The 14,563-nt window shown below is 60.6% G+C and carries 13 protein-coding genes; 6 read left to right on the top strand and 7 right to left on the bottom strand.

Going from position 1 to position 14,563, the window contains the following annotated elements:
* Positions 1-133 precede the first annotated feature (133 nt).
* Positions 134-544: a group III truncated hemoglobin gene (locus tag Q0X85_RS11695; RefSeq protein ID WP_297772170.1), complete on the top strand. Its 411-nt coding sequence runs from the start codon at positions 134-136 to the stop codon at positions 542-544.
* A gap of 9 nt (positions 545-553) precedes the next feature.
* Here Q0X85_RS11695 and Q0X85_RS11690 read toward each other — a convergent pair whose 3' ends face one another.
* From Q0X85_RS11690 to recA, 5 genes are all read right to left on the bottom strand, one after another.
* The gene (locus tag Q0X85_RS11690) at positions 554-1,099 is read right to left on the bottom strand and encodes a histidine phosphatase family protein (RefSeq protein WP_297772169.1); all 546 of its coding nucleotides are present in this window, start codon (positions 1,097-1,099) and stop codon (positions 554-556) included.
* Between the two features lie 183 nt (positions 1,100-1,282).
* Positions 1,283-1,570, bottom strand: coding sequence for a DUF1330 domain-containing protein (locus Q0X85_RS11685; RefSeq protein WP_297772168.1), 288 nt, complete (start codon positions 1,568-1,570; stop codon positions 1,283-1,285).
* A gap of 20 nt (positions 1,571-1,590) precedes the next feature.
* Positions 1,591-1,875 carry a DUF1330 domain-containing protein gene (locus tag Q0X85_RS11680; RefSeq protein ID WP_297772167.1) on the bottom strand — a complete coding sequence of 95 codons (285 nt, stop codon included), beginning with the start codon at positions 1,873-1,875 and terminating at the stop codon, positions 1,591-1,593.
* Between the two features lie 17 nt (positions 1,876-1,892).
* Positions 1,893-4,559, bottom strand: a complete 2,667-nt coding sequence (gene alaS, locus Q0X85_RS11675; protein WP_297772166.1) for an alanine--tRNA ligase — start codon at positions 4,557-4,559, stop codon at positions 1,893-1,895.
* A gap of 130 nt (positions 4,560-4,689) precedes the next feature.
* Positions 4,690-5,772 carry a recombinase RecA gene (recA, locus tag Q0X85_RS11670; protein WP_297772165.1) on the bottom strand — a complete coding sequence of 361 codons (1,083 nt, stop codon included), beginning with the start codon at positions 5,770-5,772 and terminating at the stop codon, positions 4,690-4,692.
* Between the two features lie 191 nt (positions 5,773-5,963).
* Between recA and Q0X85_RS11665 the strand changes: the two genes are divergently transcribed.
* Complete coding sequence (locus Q0X85_RS11665; RefSeq protein ID WP_297772164.1) at positions 5,964-6,614, top strand: gamma-glutamyl kinase; 651 nt, start codon at positions 5,964-5,966, stop codon at positions 6,612-6,614.
* Between the two features lie 10 nt (positions 6,615-6,624).
* On the opposite strand, the gene Q0X85_RS11660 is transcribed toward Q0X85_RS11665, so the two are convergent.
* Together Q0X85_RS11660 and Q0X85_RS11655 are read right to left on the bottom strand one after the other, a co-directional pair.
* The gene (locus tag Q0X85_RS11660) at positions 6,625-8,853 is read right to left on the bottom strand and encodes an ATP-binding protein (RefSeq protein ID WP_297772163.1); all 2,229 of its coding nucleotides are present in this window, start codon (positions 8,851-8,853) and stop codon (positions 6,625-6,627) included.
* 173 nt (positions 8,854-9,026) lie between these two features.
* Positions 9,027-9,983: an RsmB/NOP family class I SAM-dependent RNA methyltransferase gene (locus Q0X85_RS11655; protein ID WP_366129874.1), complete on the bottom strand. Its 957-nt coding sequence runs from the start codon at positions 9,981-9,983 to the stop codon at positions 9,027-9,029.
* Between the two features lie 517 nt (positions 9,984-10,500).
* Here Q0X85_RS11655 and ppk2 point away from each other — a divergent pair.
* The 4 genes from ppk2 (at position 10,501) to Q0X85_RS11635 (ending at position 14,412) form a co-directional block, all read left to right on the top strand.
* The gene (gene ppk2, locus Q0X85_RS11650) at positions 10,501-11,418 is read left to right on the top strand and encodes a polyphosphate kinase 2 (protein ID WP_297772161.1); all 918 of its coding nucleotides are present in this window, start codon (positions 10,501-10,503) and stop codon (positions 11,416-11,418) included.
* A 73-nt stretch (positions 11,419-11,491) separates the two neighbouring features.
* Positions 11,492-12,136: a DUF1007 family protein gene (locus tag Q0X85_RS11645; RefSeq protein WP_297772160.1), complete on the top strand. Its 645-nt coding sequence runs from the start codon at positions 11,492-11,494 to the stop codon at positions 12,134-12,136.
* Complete coding sequence (locus Q0X85_RS11640) at positions 12,118-13,014, top strand: hypothetical protein (protein WP_297772159.1); 897 nt, start codon at positions 12,118-12,120, stop codon at positions 13,012-13,014. The genes Q0X85_RS11645 and Q0X85_RS11640 overlap by 19 nt, the downstream gene beginning before the upstream one ends.
* 42 nt (positions 13,015-13,056) lie before the next feature.
* Complete coding sequence (locus tag Q0X85_RS11635) at positions 13,057-14,412, top strand: MATE family efflux transporter (protein ID WP_297772158.1); 1,356 nt, start codon at positions 13,057-13,059, stop codon at positions 14,410-14,412.
* Positions 14,413-14,563 lie beyond the last annotated feature (151 nt).

Below are 14,563 nucleotides of genomic sequence, written 5' to 3'. Positions count from 1 at the left end.
ACCCGGCAGGCGTCCAGAGGGCGCGCGCCCGCTTTCTTGAAAAGAAAGCGCTCCGAAATCTTTTCAAGATTTCGGCCCCACCCAGCCACAAGAGGGGATTGCCTCGGCCCGCGTCCCGCGCCACATAAAGACCATGAGCATCACCCTGCCCCCACGCTTCGACATCACCCGACCCGAGATAGAGCGGGTCGTTGCCACGTTCTACGAGGCCGTGCGCAACCATCCCGGCTTGGGCCCGGTCTTTGCCGTGCATGTCGAGGACTGGCCCGCGCATGAGGCCAAGGTCGCCGATTTCTGGGCCAATTCGATCCTGCACGAGCGGGTTTATGACGGGAGTCCGATGGCGGCCCATGTGAAGGCCCGCAACGTTCAGCCGGGGATGTTCTCGACTTGGCTGGCGCTCTTTGACGCCGTAGTCGCGCGAGAGCTGCGCCCCGAGCAGGCCGCCGCGTGGTCGGCGCTGGCACATCGGATCGGCCGCAGCTTGCGCGCGGGCGTCGTCGATCGCAGCACACATGCCGACGGTGTGCCGAGACTGCGCTGAGCCGCACGTCTACGGGGCAATCAGATGACGACCGATCACATCGAGCACGTCAGATCCCCTGCGCGTTATGATGATCTCCCCAGAGCTCACGCCCCGTCCCGTCAAGGCTGTAATATTGACCTGATGCGTGACAATCAAAAGCCGCGTCTGCTCGGGCAAAGCCTGAATGAGATCGAGCGTTGCTGCAGTCTGGTCTTCCCGGTCGCCGCGCCCTGCAAAAAAGGAGTCGAGCGCGGGCTGCTCGATCACCTTACCCATCTCCATCAACTCGGCGGTATCACGCGCGCGGCACCAACGACTGCTCCAGACCTTGTCAAACGCGATCCCGGCTTCACGCAGTGCCGCGCCGGTACGACGCGCCTGCGCTCGCCCCCGCGCATCAAGATTGCGCTGCGTGGAGCAGTCCCTCAATTCAAACCCGCCCGGGTCACCCGTACCCGGCGCCAGCGCATGACGCATCATGGCAACGACACCGTCTTGGTCCAAGGCCTCTATATCTTGAGCCGCCGCAAAACTCGCGTAACTGCTCAAGATAAGCGTTAGCAATAGTCTCATGGCGCTCCCCTTTCGCGACAGGAAATAGGGCTGACCCGCGCGTTGACGAGCCCAGACGCGGCAATGAGCCTGTTTCTACTTTGAGCACCAAATGGAAACGAAGATACGAGAAGGGCGGTACTGTTTCATAGATAGTGAGCGGAAAATGAATTGGCAAACACGTCTGAGCTCAAGAATTTGCGTTTATTCACTTGTCTCTACGATTATGAGTTCCCGCTCGGACGCCCCGCGCGCGTGATCGAGCGCCTTTTGATATTCAGGGCTATGATAGCACGCCTCGGCCGCCTCAAGGCTCGGAAAACGCGCGACAACATTGCGCGCTCGTTCCTTGCCTTCGAGCTGCACATAGCGTCCACCCCGCGCAATGAACGTGCCGCCGTGCTCGGCGATGGCAGGCCCCGCGAGGGCTGCGTAGCGTCCGTACGCCTCGTCATCTGTAACGGTCACATGTGCAATCCAGAGGGCTGGCATTGTTGAATCTCCTCAAACTTTCAGATGCCGTCGACGACAACGATATCACGTTCGCTACTGCTGAGCGCAATTGGCAGGATGCGGCGGTAGGCGTCTGAATTGTACCACTCCAGCGCCGCCTCCCGGCTCGGAAACTCTATGATGACATGCCGCTCGGGGCAATTGCCCTCAAGCACGTCCTGAGACCCGCCTTTGACGAGAAACCGCCCGCCAAACCTTTCGGCCAGAGCCACAGTCTGGCTTGCATAAGCTTGATAATCTTCCGGACTCGTCACTGTGATCCGGCCAATGATATAGGCGCTCATCCAGTCTCCTCAGGCGGTCATGACCCATCGACCACGTCTGACGCAGCTGCGATGGCCGCCTCCGCAGCGTCAATGTTACTGCCGCCGCCCTGCGCCATGTCAGGACGACCGCCGCCTCCCTTGCCACCGAGCTCAGCCACGGCAGCCCGCACCATATCGACGGCCGAGAGTCGATCGGTCAGATCGGTTGTTACACCGGCCGCGACTGCCACCTTGCCGCCAGTATCCGCAATAAGCAAGACCGCACCCGAGCCGAGCCGAGCCTTCATTTCGTCAATCAGCGACGGCAAATCCTTGCCTTGCACCCCGGAAAGGACCTGCGCGATCACCTGAATGCCGCCAATATCGCGAGGTTCCGCCCCCGCTCCCTGCCCTGCACCACCCGACATCGCCAACTCGCGGCGGAGCTGGGCCACCTCATTGACCAGTGAGCGGCGCTCTTCCAGCAGAGCGTGCACGCGCTCTGGCACATCCTCGGCGCGCGCCTTCAACTCGGCAGCAGCGCGCACCAGCCGCGCATTCTGCCCGTTGAGATAATCGAATGCTGCCGCACCGGTCAGAGCCTCTATCCTGCGCACGCCCGCGCTCGACGCGACGTCGCCGAGGGCCACGAACATGCCGATGTCGCCGGTGCGGCGCACATGCGTGCCGCCGCACAATTCGATAGAATAGGTCTGACCATCAGTGCCCTTGCCAGAGCCCGCATCCTGCCCCATCGACACGACGCGCACCTCATCGCCATATTTCTCGCCAAAGAGCGCCTGCGCGCCTAGGGCCCGGGCTTCATCCGGTGTCATGATCCGGGTCTCGACCTGCGCGTTCTGCCGGATAAACTCATTCACCTCGCGCTCGACGCGTTCAAATTCCGTCGCGCTAAGTGCCTTGGAATGACTGAAATCGAAACGCAGCCGATCTTCGGCATTGAGCGAGCCCCGCTGCGCCACGTGATCGCCAAGCGCCTTGCGCAGCGCCTCGTGCAAGAGGTGTGTGGCCGAATGATTGGCGCGGATCGCACCGCGCCGATCATGGTCGACCTCGAGCTGCGCCGATTGCCCGGCAGAAATCTCGCCATCTTCGATCTCTGCATAATGGATGAACACGCCCGCAATCTTGCGGGTATCCGTAACCCGGGCGCGCCCCGTCTCGCTGCGCAAGATCCCAGTGTCCCCGACTTGCCCGCCGGACTCGGCGTAGAAAGGTGTCTGGTTCAGTACGACCTGTACGGTCTGTGCCGCCGGCGCGGCATCAACCCGCGTCCCATCCTGCACGAGAGCGACAATCTGCGCCTCGGCCACCTCCGTATCGTAGCCGAGGAAATCCGTCGTGCCCGTTTCCTCCGCGATATCGAACCAAACCGCCTGATCAGCAGCCTCACCCGACCCCGACCAGGCCGCACGCGCCTTGGCCTTCTGCTCGGCCATGGCCGAATCAAAGCCCTCCGTATCCACGTCGCGTCCACGCTCGCGCAACGCGTCTTGGGTCAGATCGAGCGGAAAACCGAATGTATCATAGAGCTTGAACGCCGTCTCGCCGGGGAGCGCAGCATCCTCTGGCAATTCCGTCAATTCATCATCGAGCAAGCGCAGCCCGCGGTCCAAAGTCTGCTTGAACCGCGTTTCCTCGAGTTTAAGCGTTTCCTCGATCATCGCCTGCGCCCGGCCAAGCTCTGGAAAGGCCTGACCCATCTGTGCGACCAGCGCCGGAACGAGCCGATGCATCACAGGGTCCTTTGCGCCCAGCATATGCGCGTGCCGCATCGCCCTGCGCATGATCCGGCGCAGAACATAGCCACGTCCCTCATTTGACGGCATCACACCGTCGGCCATCAGAAAGGATGTCGAGCGCAGATGGTCGGCAATCACCCTGTGATGGACTTGTCCCGGACCATCTGGGTCCGCGCTCGTCGCATGGGCGCTTGCCTCGATCAGGCTGCGCATGAGATCGGTATCGTAATTGTCATGCTTTCCCTGCAAAAGGGCGCCAATCCGCTCGAGCCCCATGCCGGTGTCGATCGACTGCATGTCGAGATCACGCTGCGTGCCATCCTCGAAGCGCTCATTCTGCATGAACACGAGGTTCCATATTTCTATGAAGCGATCACCGTCCTCTTCCGCGCTGCCCGGTGGCCCACCCCAGATCCCGGGTCCATGATCGTAGAAAATCTCGGTACATGGGCCGCACGGGCCTGTGGCCCCCATCGACCAGAAGTTATCGTCGGTGGCGATGCGGATAATGCGGTCATCCCCCAGACCCGCGTATTTTTTCCAGATTTCCGCCGCTTCGTCATCGGTATGATAGACTGTGACGAGCAGCTTGGATTTGTCGAGACCGAAGTCCTTGGTCAGAAGGTCCCATGCGTAAGGGATCGCCTGTTCCTTGAAATAATCGCCAAAACTGAAATTCCCCAGCATCTCGAAAAACGTATGGTGCCGCGCCGTGTAGCCGACGTTGTCGAGGTCATTGTGCTTGCCGCCCGCGCGGACGCATTTCTGACTGGTCGTGGCACGGGTATAGTCACGATGCTCCACACCTGTAAAACAGTTCTTGAACTGCACCATGCCGGAATTGGTGAACATGAGCGTCGGATCATTGCGAGGAACGAGGGGCGAGCTGTCGACCACGCGGTGATCGTTGCGTTCGAAAAAATTCAGGAACGTAGAACGAATTTCATTCAGACTGGGCATGCGTGTCTCTTTCCCGAGCGTGTGTTTGGCCTGTATCCTGTTGATGTAACGGGGCCACCGGATCATGTCCACCGCAAGAAAAAGGCCCGGACAATCGCCGGGCCTGATCACGTGTGATAGGATTATTCCTCTACGCCTCTAGAACGCCACCTTTCTCGGAGCCGTCAGAGCCCTCGGGCAGATCAAAATCGAGCCCGTGCGAGGCCCTGATCTTATCCTCGATCTCCAGTGCCATCTCAGAATGTTCGCGAAGGTATGTTTTCGCATTCTCCCGGCCCTGCCCGATCCGCTGATCGCCATAGCTGAACCAACTGCCCGACTTTTCAACAACCCCGGCCTTGACGCCAAGATCGAGCAACTCACCCATTTTCGAGATTCCTTCACCGTACATGATGTCGAATTCGACTTCCTTGAACGGAGGTGCCACCTTGTTTTTGACGACTTTCACGCGCGTCGCGTTACCAACGATCTCATCGCGATCCTTGAGTGAGCCGATACGCCGAATGTCCAGTCTGACGGAACTGTAAAACTTGAGGGCGTTTCCGCCCGTCGTGGTCTCGGGGCTACCGAACATCACGCCGATCTTCATGCGAATCTGGTTGATGAAGATCACCGTGCAATTGGTTCGACTGATCGACCCGGTCAGCTTGCGCATGGCCTTGCTCATCAGGCGCGCCTGCACACCAACGCTGCTATCACCCATTTCACCCTCAAGTTCCGACTTCGGGGTAAGAGCAGCGACCGAATCCACGACGACCAGACTGATCGCACCAGACCGCACCAGGGTGTCGACAATCTCAAGCGCCTGCTCTCCCGTGTCGGGCTGAGAAATCAGCAATTCATCAAGATCGACGCCCAGCTTGCGCGCATAAACAGGATCCAGCGCATGCTCGGCATCAACGAATGCGCAAACGCCGCCCTTCTTTTGCTCTTCAGCCACACAATGCAAGGTCAACGTCGTCTTGCCCGAACTTTCAGGGCCATAAATCTCGACGACACGGCCCTTGGGTATGCCTCCGATACCGAGGGCGATATCAAGGCCTAGGGAGCCCGTCGATGTAGATTCGATATCCCTGACGGGGTTGTCGCCGCCCATGCGCATTATCGAGCCCTTGCCAAACTGCCGTTCGATCTGAGCCAACGCGCTATCGAGCGCTTTCTGCTTGTCCGCGTTTCGCTTGTTATCCATGGATAGAAGATCTGCCGTTGCCATTTGTCGGTCCCTTATTTCACACCCTGCCGCGCGCGGCAATGATTGGCTGTGTTCCTTTTTTGTTCCCAGTTCGTTATGAAGACAAAGCACGAACACTTCAAGTAAATTATGGTATCTCCACTTTCGCCCGCAAAGATTAAGAAGTAGTTTCAGCCAACGAGCGGATCGAAGATGACATTCGAAAGGGGCGCATGCTGATTTTCTCCCAAGCAAGGCTAGTTTTGTTGTCGGTTCCCAAGACTGGCAGCACGGCATATGAGGCGGCTCTCGCACCTTTTGCGGCAATTGCGGTTTCAGCGCCGCCAGAGCTCAAGCATGCGCCTTTATTTCGATACAATCGGTTTTTCAGACCTATGGTCGAGCGATTTTTCGAGGGTTCCTTTGATGTCGCCGCGGTCATGCGCGAACCGGTTGATTGGCTTGGCAGTTGGTACAGGTATCGCCGCCGCCCCGAAATGGCTGGACATGTGAACAGCACGCAGAAATTGAGCTTCGATGCTTTCGTTGCGGCGTATTGTGCCGGCGATCAACCCAGTTACGCCAATGTCGGCAGGCAGGCTAAGTTCCTAGAACCACAGCGCAATGGCGTCCGCGTCACCCATCTGTTTCGTTATGAGGATCAAGCCGGACTCCGACAGTTCCTCGAAGCACGGCTCGGAGTGACTGTTGCGCCTGAAAGCGTCAATCGGTCACCGGTCCTGCCTCTAAATCTTTCGCCCGAATCTGCGGCGAGGCTACGCCGCAAATACGCCGACGATTTCAGCCTTTGGGGTGGGATTGGCGCAGACGGCACTTATCAGGCCCAGCCACCGAAGCCGCGACCGGAGGACCGTGCTGATTGACGTACCCCACTCACAAAATCTGGCGTTGTACGATTTCAGTCAGCTCGTTAAGTGAAAAGGGTTTTGCGAGGAAAACGGAATTTGGAATGCGCGACTGTGCGGGTCCAAATGTTTCTTCGGCATACCCGGACATAAAAACAACCCGTGCATCGGGCCGCTGCTCCAAGGCCTTCTGCACCCAGCCCGGTCCATCAATCCCCGGCATGACGACATCTGTCACGAACACATCTACGTCCAAAGTTTCATCCGTCAGCATATCCAGAGCATCTTCGGCAGAGTCCGCCTCGAGCACGGTGAACCCGCGCAACTGCAATGCGCGGCTGGCAAAGGCACGCACTGGCGCCTCGTCCTCTACCAGCAAGACCACGCCAGTTGCCGGCGCCCGCGAGGTGGCCTGCGAAGGCGGTTTGTCAAGCGGCACATAGTCCCCAAGATATGCCGGAAAGAGCAGCTTGAAGCATGTGCCCTCGCCCAGCGTGCTATCGGCGAAGATAAAACCACCGGTTTGTTTTACTATGCCGTAGGCCGTCGAAAGTCCGAGCCCAGTGCCCTCACCGGTACGTTTTGTTGTAAAAAAAGGCTCGAATACCTTTTGCAACTTGTCCGGCGCGATTCCGACGCCATCATCGCAGACTTGGACACACACATATTGTCCCGCAGCCACAAGGGCGCGATCACGGCTTAGAGGCGCGTCCAATATCAAATTCTGGGTCTCGATTCGAATATCGCCTCCCTCGGGCATGGCATCACGGGCGTTCACGACGAGGTTCATCAATACCTGTTCAAGCTGCCGCTTGTCGGCGCGGATGGGGGCCAGAGTCGGATCCTGGCGCAGGGACAAGGACACTTTCTCGCCTACCAGCCGGTTGAGGAGATGCGTCAGATCCGACAATGTGTCACGCAAGTCGATGACTTGAGGACGCAGTGTCTGCTTGCGCGAATAGGCAAGCAATTGGCTGACCAATGCGGCGGCGCGATTGGTGTTTTGATTGATCTGCATAAGGTCGCCAAAATCGTCGTCTCCCTGATCGTGCCGCAGGAGCAATAGATCGCAATGACCGGAAATAGCGGTGAGAAGATTGTTGAAATCGTGCGCGACACCGCCAGCCAGCTGGCCGATTGCTTGCATCTTCTGGCTCTGCACGAATTGGGCCTCGAGCGATTTCAGCTTTGTCGCGTCGTTCAGCACGGCAATAAGAACGACCTCTCCCTGGTCAACCGCTCGATTGAGGGTCACCTGAACAAAAACCTCGCGATCCTCGCGTTTCACACGCAAAAACTCGGAATGAACGGTACCACGTGCTGCTGCAGCGTCATCGATCCAATCGGCGATCGATCGACCGAGCCCTTCAAGCGCGTCACTCAGTCCAAGCCCCGCACGAGTTTCAATACCGAGCAGGTCTCGCGCCGGACGGTTCGACAATTCGATCATGCCGTCCCTGGCGAGTTTCAAGAGCGGCACCGGCAAGTCATCGAAAAAGGCCCAGCCATCCGGCTGGCATCCCAGTCCGACAACTCCAGGAAGCAGATAGATCTCCCGCCGTCCCGCCATGCACTCGCGCTCGGCCACCAAACAAGATAATGGACCATCCGCCGTGGTAATGGCGTTCACCTCTCCCGAACGCAGGGGCATTTCTTGACACAGCTTATCAAGCGAGCGCACGCGCTCGCCAACCAGGTCCCGCGCGGCCGGATTCATGAAAAGCACAGCATCGTTGCGCCCGACCGTGAGCATCGGCAACGGGTGCGACTCGGTATCGCGCGGCAACTGATCGGAGGCCTTCTCGATCCTCCACAACAACCACTTGTCTCCGCAGCGATGGACACTGAGCCGCAGCGCACCTGCACGGGTCAGCAGATCCTCAACCGCCGAACCTTTGGCAAGCGCGCGGGTCTCCATCCGGTAGAGAACGGCACCAGGATTGGCCAGCACCTGTCTCAGCGCACCCGCCAGCGTCGTCTCCCGATCCGCCCCGAGATCACGCGTCGCCGCAATATTGCGGTAGACAAGCTGTCCATCGATACCGGTGACTAACGTCGGGACCGGATCAGCCTCCAGCAGGTGCGCAGCCTCTGCCTCAAAATCTGAAGTCTGCCGCGCGACGCGCCGACCTATGGCCATGACCAAGACGGCAACACTTCCGATCGTGGCGGCGATCAACCACAACAACCATCGCGCATGATCTTGGGGCACCAGAAGGGAAGCCGCCCAGAAAGCGAATGCTGCGACCGAGAGCATGCCTGCTCTCGGGCCCAGACGCGTTGCCGCCTTGCCTATGGGACCGCCTGGATGGGTGGTGAATGCCACGTCGCGCGCCCTCGCCTCACGATACCTTCACCCTCTTTTTGACCACACACTTCTTAATCTAGGCTTAATGCGCGCCGGCAACTCCCGTCAAGGTTGACGATAAATCAACTATATCGCGAAAGCTCTGCGAAAAAGAAACCATCGCTCTGATCCGAGATAGGCCAATTGCGGGATTGCAGCTTGGACCACGCTGGAAAATCACATAAGAACCGATCAACAGATTCTTGATTTTCCTCAGTTAAAATGGAGCATGTTGTATAAATCAACCGCCCTCCCGGCGCGACGAGGCTGGCAGCTTCGGACAGGATTTGGCGCTGCAACTCGGTAAGCTCTCGCAGTCGCTCGGGTGTTAACGCCCATTTGGCCTCTGGATTACGTCGCCATGTTCCGCTTCCGGAACACGGCGCATCGCACAAGACCATATTGAACGGAGCCATACGTGGTAACGCAGATCCATCCAAGATCTCCACGTCAATCCCGGCCCGGCGCGCGCGCGGCGGAAGATCGGCGAGACGGGGAACAGAAATGTCATGTGCAAACCACGCGCAATCGGCAAGAGCCGCCATGGCCAGAGTCTTTCCGCCACCGCCAGCGCAATAGTCAAGGACCCGCGCGCCATCCCGCAAGTCCATGGCCTCTACCGCAGCTTGACTGCTTGCATCCTGAAGCTCAACACCACCTGATTTGAAAAGTTTTGAACTAGAAATTTTTCTCTCACCTGCAGTAACTTGCAGGGCACTCTTTGCCGTTTCCATTGGCTGCGTCATGATCCCGTCATCGACAAGGCCCGAGATCGCCTGCGCCCGGGTACAGTGCCGTAAATTGACCCTCAGAACAATGGGCGCACGGTTGCGTAGCACTTGCGCTGCGGCTTCGGCCCCCGGGCCAAGTGCTTGTTTGAAACGGGGCCAAAGCCAATCCGGCAGATCCCGCGCCGACGCGGCGTCCGGTGCTTCCCCCGCCTGCTGTTCCGCGTCGCTCAACACCGGCGGTGCATGGCCTGTGCCCGTATAAAACTCGGTTGGATCAAGCTCTTGATCGCGCAGAAGGCCAAGAAGCAAGGCTCGCCCCGTGTCGCCGCCTCCGAGTGCGGCACAGCTCCGCCAACGGCGCAAAACCGAGAAAACATGATCGCGCACAGCCGCTCGGTCGCCAGATCCCGCGTATCGGGCGCTCCTTGCCCAATTGGTCAGGGCCTTCTCTGCGGCTATCCCGGTGCGGGTCGTTTCCAGCACCGTAATCGCCGCTGCAACGCGCGCGCCCGGAGTCATGCTCTCACCTGAGATAAACCTGTCAAAATCAGAAAACTATGCTTCATAAATGACATTCTACACTTCCCCAGCTTGTTGAATCTGAAGCCGCATTCTTGCGACGTCTGCCTTGGCACGCTCTGCGCAATGGAGCAGCTTGGCCTCGACGATCAGGATAATAACAGCGCCTGTTTGACTGTGTCGGCCATAGCGGGGTGACACATGGCCGGTCAAGCCGTCCGACAGTCTATTGACACGCATCAAGGCGGCCTGCTTCGAAAAAGTGTAACCTTGGCGTCATCAATCCAGAACACCAAGGAACAGCCAATTGACAGAGACACCCGACGCCGCACAAGCGACGCCCCCCACAGCGCAGAACACAACAAGGAACCTTGAAAAAGCGACGCTGCGCCGCGCCTTCGAGACGGGTGAATATCCCTATGAAACCAAGATCAGTCGTCGCAGCTACGAGGCGCAAAAGGCCAAACTTCAAGCTGAATTGCTCAAGGTGCAGCTCTGGGCGCAGGAGAGCGGCGAGAAATTTGTGCTGCTTTTTGAAGGGCGTGACGCCGCTGGCAAGGGTGGCACGATCAAGCGCTTCACTGAGCATCTAAACCCGAGGACCGCTCGGGTCGTGGCGCTGAACAAGCCCACCGAGCAGGAAAAGGGCCAGTGGTATTTCCAGCGCTATGTCGAGCACCTGCCGACCTCAGGGGAGATCGTGCTCTATGATCGCTCATGGTACAATCGCGCCGGGGTCGAGCGCGTGATGGGCTTTTGCGAGCCGTGGGAATATCTCGAATTCATGCGCCAGACACCCGAGTGGGAGCGCATGCTGGTCCGGTCGGGTATCCGCCTCTACAAGTACTGGTTCTCGGTCAGCCAAGGCGAGCAGCGTGCCCGATTTGCCAGCCGCGAGACCGATCCGCTGAAGCATTGGAAGCTGAGCCCGATTGACCGCGCCAGCCTTGACAAATGGGAGGACTACACCGAGGCCAAGGAGGCGATGTTTTTCTACACCGACACCGCCGATGCCCCTTGGACGGTGGTGAAATCCGACGACAAGAAGCGCGCGCGTCTCAACTGCATGCAGCATTTTCTGAGTTCGCTGGATTATCCAGACAAGGACGTCAAGATCGCCCGCGCGCCTGATCCGCTGATCGTTTCGACCGCGCAGCACGTGCTGCACAAGAGCGATCATATCCTGGGCAAGTCGCTGCATCCCGACGATCGCAGGCCGCGCTGATTTTCGCGCATTGCGGGCGCGGGTGTGGCTTGCGCGCTTGCCCGTATGCCGTGACCTGCGTAATCATGCGCCCATGATCCGGACCCGTAGCACCGCGCTTGCCTTTTGCCTCTGCCTGCCCGTCGGCAATCTTGCCGCGCATCCGCATGTCTTTGTCGATGTGGCGCTGGAGTTTACCGGCGACGATCAGGGTAATCTCTCCCGCGTCGAGGTGACGTGGACCTATGACGATTTCTTCTCATTGCTCATTCTCAGCGACATGGGGCTCGACGCCGATGGCGACGGGGTGCTGACGGATGACGAACTGGCGCAGCTCAAGGGGTTTGATCTGGTGGAATGGCCCGAGGGGTTCGAGGGCGATCTCTATATGCATCACGGCGATGACAAGGTTGCGCTCGATCATCCGGTGCCGACTGGAATCGCGCTGGAGGAGGGCCGCATTGTCGCCACGCATGAGCGCACGTTTGACCCGGTACCGGGCGATGGGCTCAAGGTCGCGGCCTATGATCCGACCTATTATGTGGAGCACACGCTGACCGGCCCGATCGGCCTGCCGAAGGGGTGCAGCTACACGATCCGCGAGCCGGATCTGGACGCCTCGCAACGCGCCTTCCGCGAGCTGCTGGGCCAGCTCAGCGCCGAAGAGCAATATGAGGGCGTCGAGGTCGGCAATCTCTTTTCGCAGGCGATGGTTCTGTCATGCGCCGCCCCGTCCTGAGCTTTGCGGCCCTTTGTCTGCTGGCTCTGGTAGTCTGGCTTTGGGGGTTCGGCGGGGCCGGTGCGGTGTCAGCCTGGGCCAATGCCGGGCAGGCCGAGACGCAGCAGGCAATGGCGCGGCTGTTGCGCAGCCTGCGGGCGGGCGATCCGGGGGCTCTGACCGGCCTCATGGCGCTGTGCTTCGCCTATGGCTTTTTCCACGCCGCCGGCCCGGGGCATGGCAAGCTGTTGATCGGCGGCTATGGCATGGCCGCGCGCGTGAGCGCGCTGCGCCTGTCGAGGCTGGCGCTCGCCTCGAGCCTGGCGCAGGCGGCATCGGCGGTGGTTTTGGTTTATGCCAGCGTCTTCCTCTTTGATCTGACGCGGCAGCGCATGACCGGGCTGGCCGAGGATATCATGGCCCCCGCCAGCTATGCCGCCATCGCGGCTGTGGGCGCATGGCTCGCGCTGCGCGGGTTGCGGAGACTGCGCACTGCACGGTCGGTCAATCACACCCACGACGGCACCTGTTCCAGTTGCGGGCACAAACATGGACCCACGGCGCACGAGGCGGCATCGGTCACCGGCTGGCGCGATGCGCTGGCGCTGATTGCCGCCGTGGCAATCCGGCCCTGCACCGGGGCGCTGTTCCTGCTGATCCTGACATGGCGCATGGGGCTGGAGATGGCGGGCATCCTCGGCACCTTCGCCATGGGATTGGGCACCGCCAGCGTGACGCTTGCGGTGGCGCTGGCCTCGGTCACGCTGCGCGAGGGGGCGTTGGCGCGGCTCACCACCGGTCAGGCGGGCGGCCTTGCCCGCGCGCTGCCACTGCTGGAGCTTGCGGCGGGTGTGGTGATTGCGGCGCTGTCGCTGCAACTCATGCTGGCGGTGCTCTGACGGGGCTTGCGCGCGAGGACCGCCCCGGCTAACGCCAATTCCATGCAACCGCGTCTTTCATACCGCCAGCACGCCCGCGCCGTGATGGGGCTTGGCCTGCCGCTCGTCGGCAGCCACGTGGCGCAATTCGCCATCACCCTGACCGATGCGCTCATGCTCGGCTGGTATTCGGTCGAGGCGCTGGCCGCCGAGGTGCTGGGCGGCACGATGTTTTTCGTACTCTTCATCATGGGCTCGGGCTTTGCCTGGGCGGTGATGCCGATGGTCGCCTCCGCTGAGGCGAGCGGCGAAGGCGCGCAGGTGCGGCGCATCACCCGCATGGGGCTTTGGGTGTCGGTGCTGTTCGGCCTTGTCACCCTGCCGCTGATGCTGGGCTCCGAGACGGTGTTCGGCCTGCTGGGGCAGGCCCCGTCCACATCGGCGCTGGCCGCCGATTACCTGATCATCGCCGGTTGGGGCATCCTGCCAGCGCTGATGGTGATGGTCCTGAAATCCTATCTCGCGGCGCTCGAGCGCACGGCGGTGGTGCTGTGGATCACTCTGGCGGCGGTGGCGATGAACATCGTGGTCAACTACCTGTTGATCTTCGGCAATCTGGGCTTTCCCGAACTCGGCGTGCGCGGGGCGACCATCGCCTCGCTCACGGTGCATATCGGCTCCCTTCTGGCGCTCATGCTCTATGTGCGCCTCGTGGCCCCCGAACACGCGCTTTTCACCCGCCTATGGCGGCCTGACTGGGAGGCGCTGACAAGCGTCTTCCGCCTTGGCTGGCCCATCGGTATCACCAATCTCGCGGAGGTCGGGCTTTTCGCCGCCGCCTCTGTGATGATGGGCTGGCTGGGCACGCTGCCACTGGCCGCGCATGGCATCGCGCTGCAGGTGACATCGGTGGTGTTCATGGTGCATGTCGGCCTGTCGAATGCCGCCACGGTGCGCGCCGGGCAGGCTTACGGACGCGGCGACGGGCAGGGCTTGCGCGACGGGGCACGGGTGGTGCTGGGGCTGTCGGGGGCGGTGGCGCTGGTGACGATGACGCTGTTTCTGGCTCTGCCCGACGCGATGATCAGCCTGTTTCTGGACCCCGACGACCCGGACCGCGCGGCGGTGATCGAGATCGGGCGCGGGCTGTTGGCGGCGGCGGCGCTGTTTCAGCTGGTCGATGCGGCGCAGGTCATGGCGCTTGGCCTCTTGCGCGGGGTGCAGGATACCCGCGTGCCGATGGTGATCGCGGCGCTGAGTTACTGGGCCGTCGGCGTGCCGGTGAGCTACGTGCTGGGCTTTACCCTCGGCTATGGCGGGGCGGGCATCTGGCTTGGCCTCGCGGCCGGGCTGGCACTGGCGGGGGTGTTCATGCTGTTGCGCTTCTGGGGCTGGTCGGCGCGCGGCGTGGCGGCGTGACGGGGAATAACGGCTTCTGAATAAAGTACCCTGCGCGAATCGCGACCGTTAGGCCGCCGCGCATCGTCATGCCAGAGGCATGCCTCCGGCATGACGCCGCCCCGACGGCACGGCGATTTGGCTGCAACCTGCGCATCGCGTGAATGTTTTC

The sequence above is a fragment of the uncultured Roseovarius sp. genome (genome assembly GCF_947259555.1).
Taxonomy (GTDB): Bacteria; Pseudomonadota; Alphaproteobacteria; order Rhodobacterales; family Rhodobacteraceae; genus Roseovarius.
The sequence above is the reverse complement of the archived record's forward strand: the minus strand, read 5'-3'. Positions and strand labels throughout refer to the sequence as shown.

Bases quoted from the DNA above. Each gene is read 5' to 3' on its own strand.
- Q0X85_RS11645 (WP_297772160.1), top strand. From the start codon at position 11,492: ATGATCCGGACCCGTAGCACCGCGCTTGCCTTTTGCCTCTGCCTGCCC.
- Q0X85_RS11640 (WP_297772159.1), top strand. From the start codon at position 12,118: ATGCGCCGCCCCGTCCTGAGCTTTGCGGCCCTTTGTCTGCTGGCTCTG.
- recA (WP_297772165.1), bottom strand. From the start codon at position 5,772: ATGGCAACGGCAGATCTTCTATCCATGGATAACAAGCGAAACGCGGAC.
- alaS (WP_297772166.1), bottom strand. From the start codon at position 4,559: ATGCCCAGTCTGAATGAAATTCGTTCTACGTTCCTGAATTTTTTCGAA.
- Q0X85_RS11665 (WP_297772164.1), top strand. From the start codon at position 5,964: ATGCTGATTTTCTCCCAAGCAAGGCTAGTTTTGTTGTCGGTTCCCAAG.
- Q0X85_RS11685 (WP_297772168.1), bottom strand. From the start codon at position 1,570: ATGCCAGCCCTCTGGATTGCACATGTGACCGTTACAGATGACGAGGCG.
- Q0X85_RS11690 (WP_297772169.1), bottom strand. From the start codon at position 1,099: ATGAGACTATTGCTAACGCTTATCTTGAGCAGTTACGCGAGTTTTGCG.
- Q0X85_RS11660 (WP_297772163.1), bottom strand. From the start codon at position 8,853: ATGCTCTCGGTCGCAGCATTCGCTTTCTGGGCGGCTTCCCTTCTGGTG.
- Q0X85_RS11695 (WP_297772170.1), top strand. From the start codon at position 134: ATGAGCATCACCCTGCCCCCACGCTTCGACATCACCCGACCCGAGATA.
- Q0X85_RS11680 (WP_297772167.1), bottom strand. From the start codon at position 1,875: ATGAGCGCCTATATCATTGGCCGGATCACAGTGACGAGTCCGGAAGAT.
- Q0X85_RS11635 (WP_297772158.1), top strand. From the start codon at position 13,057: ATGCAACCGCGTCTTTCATACCGCCAGCACGCCCGCGCCGTGATGGGG.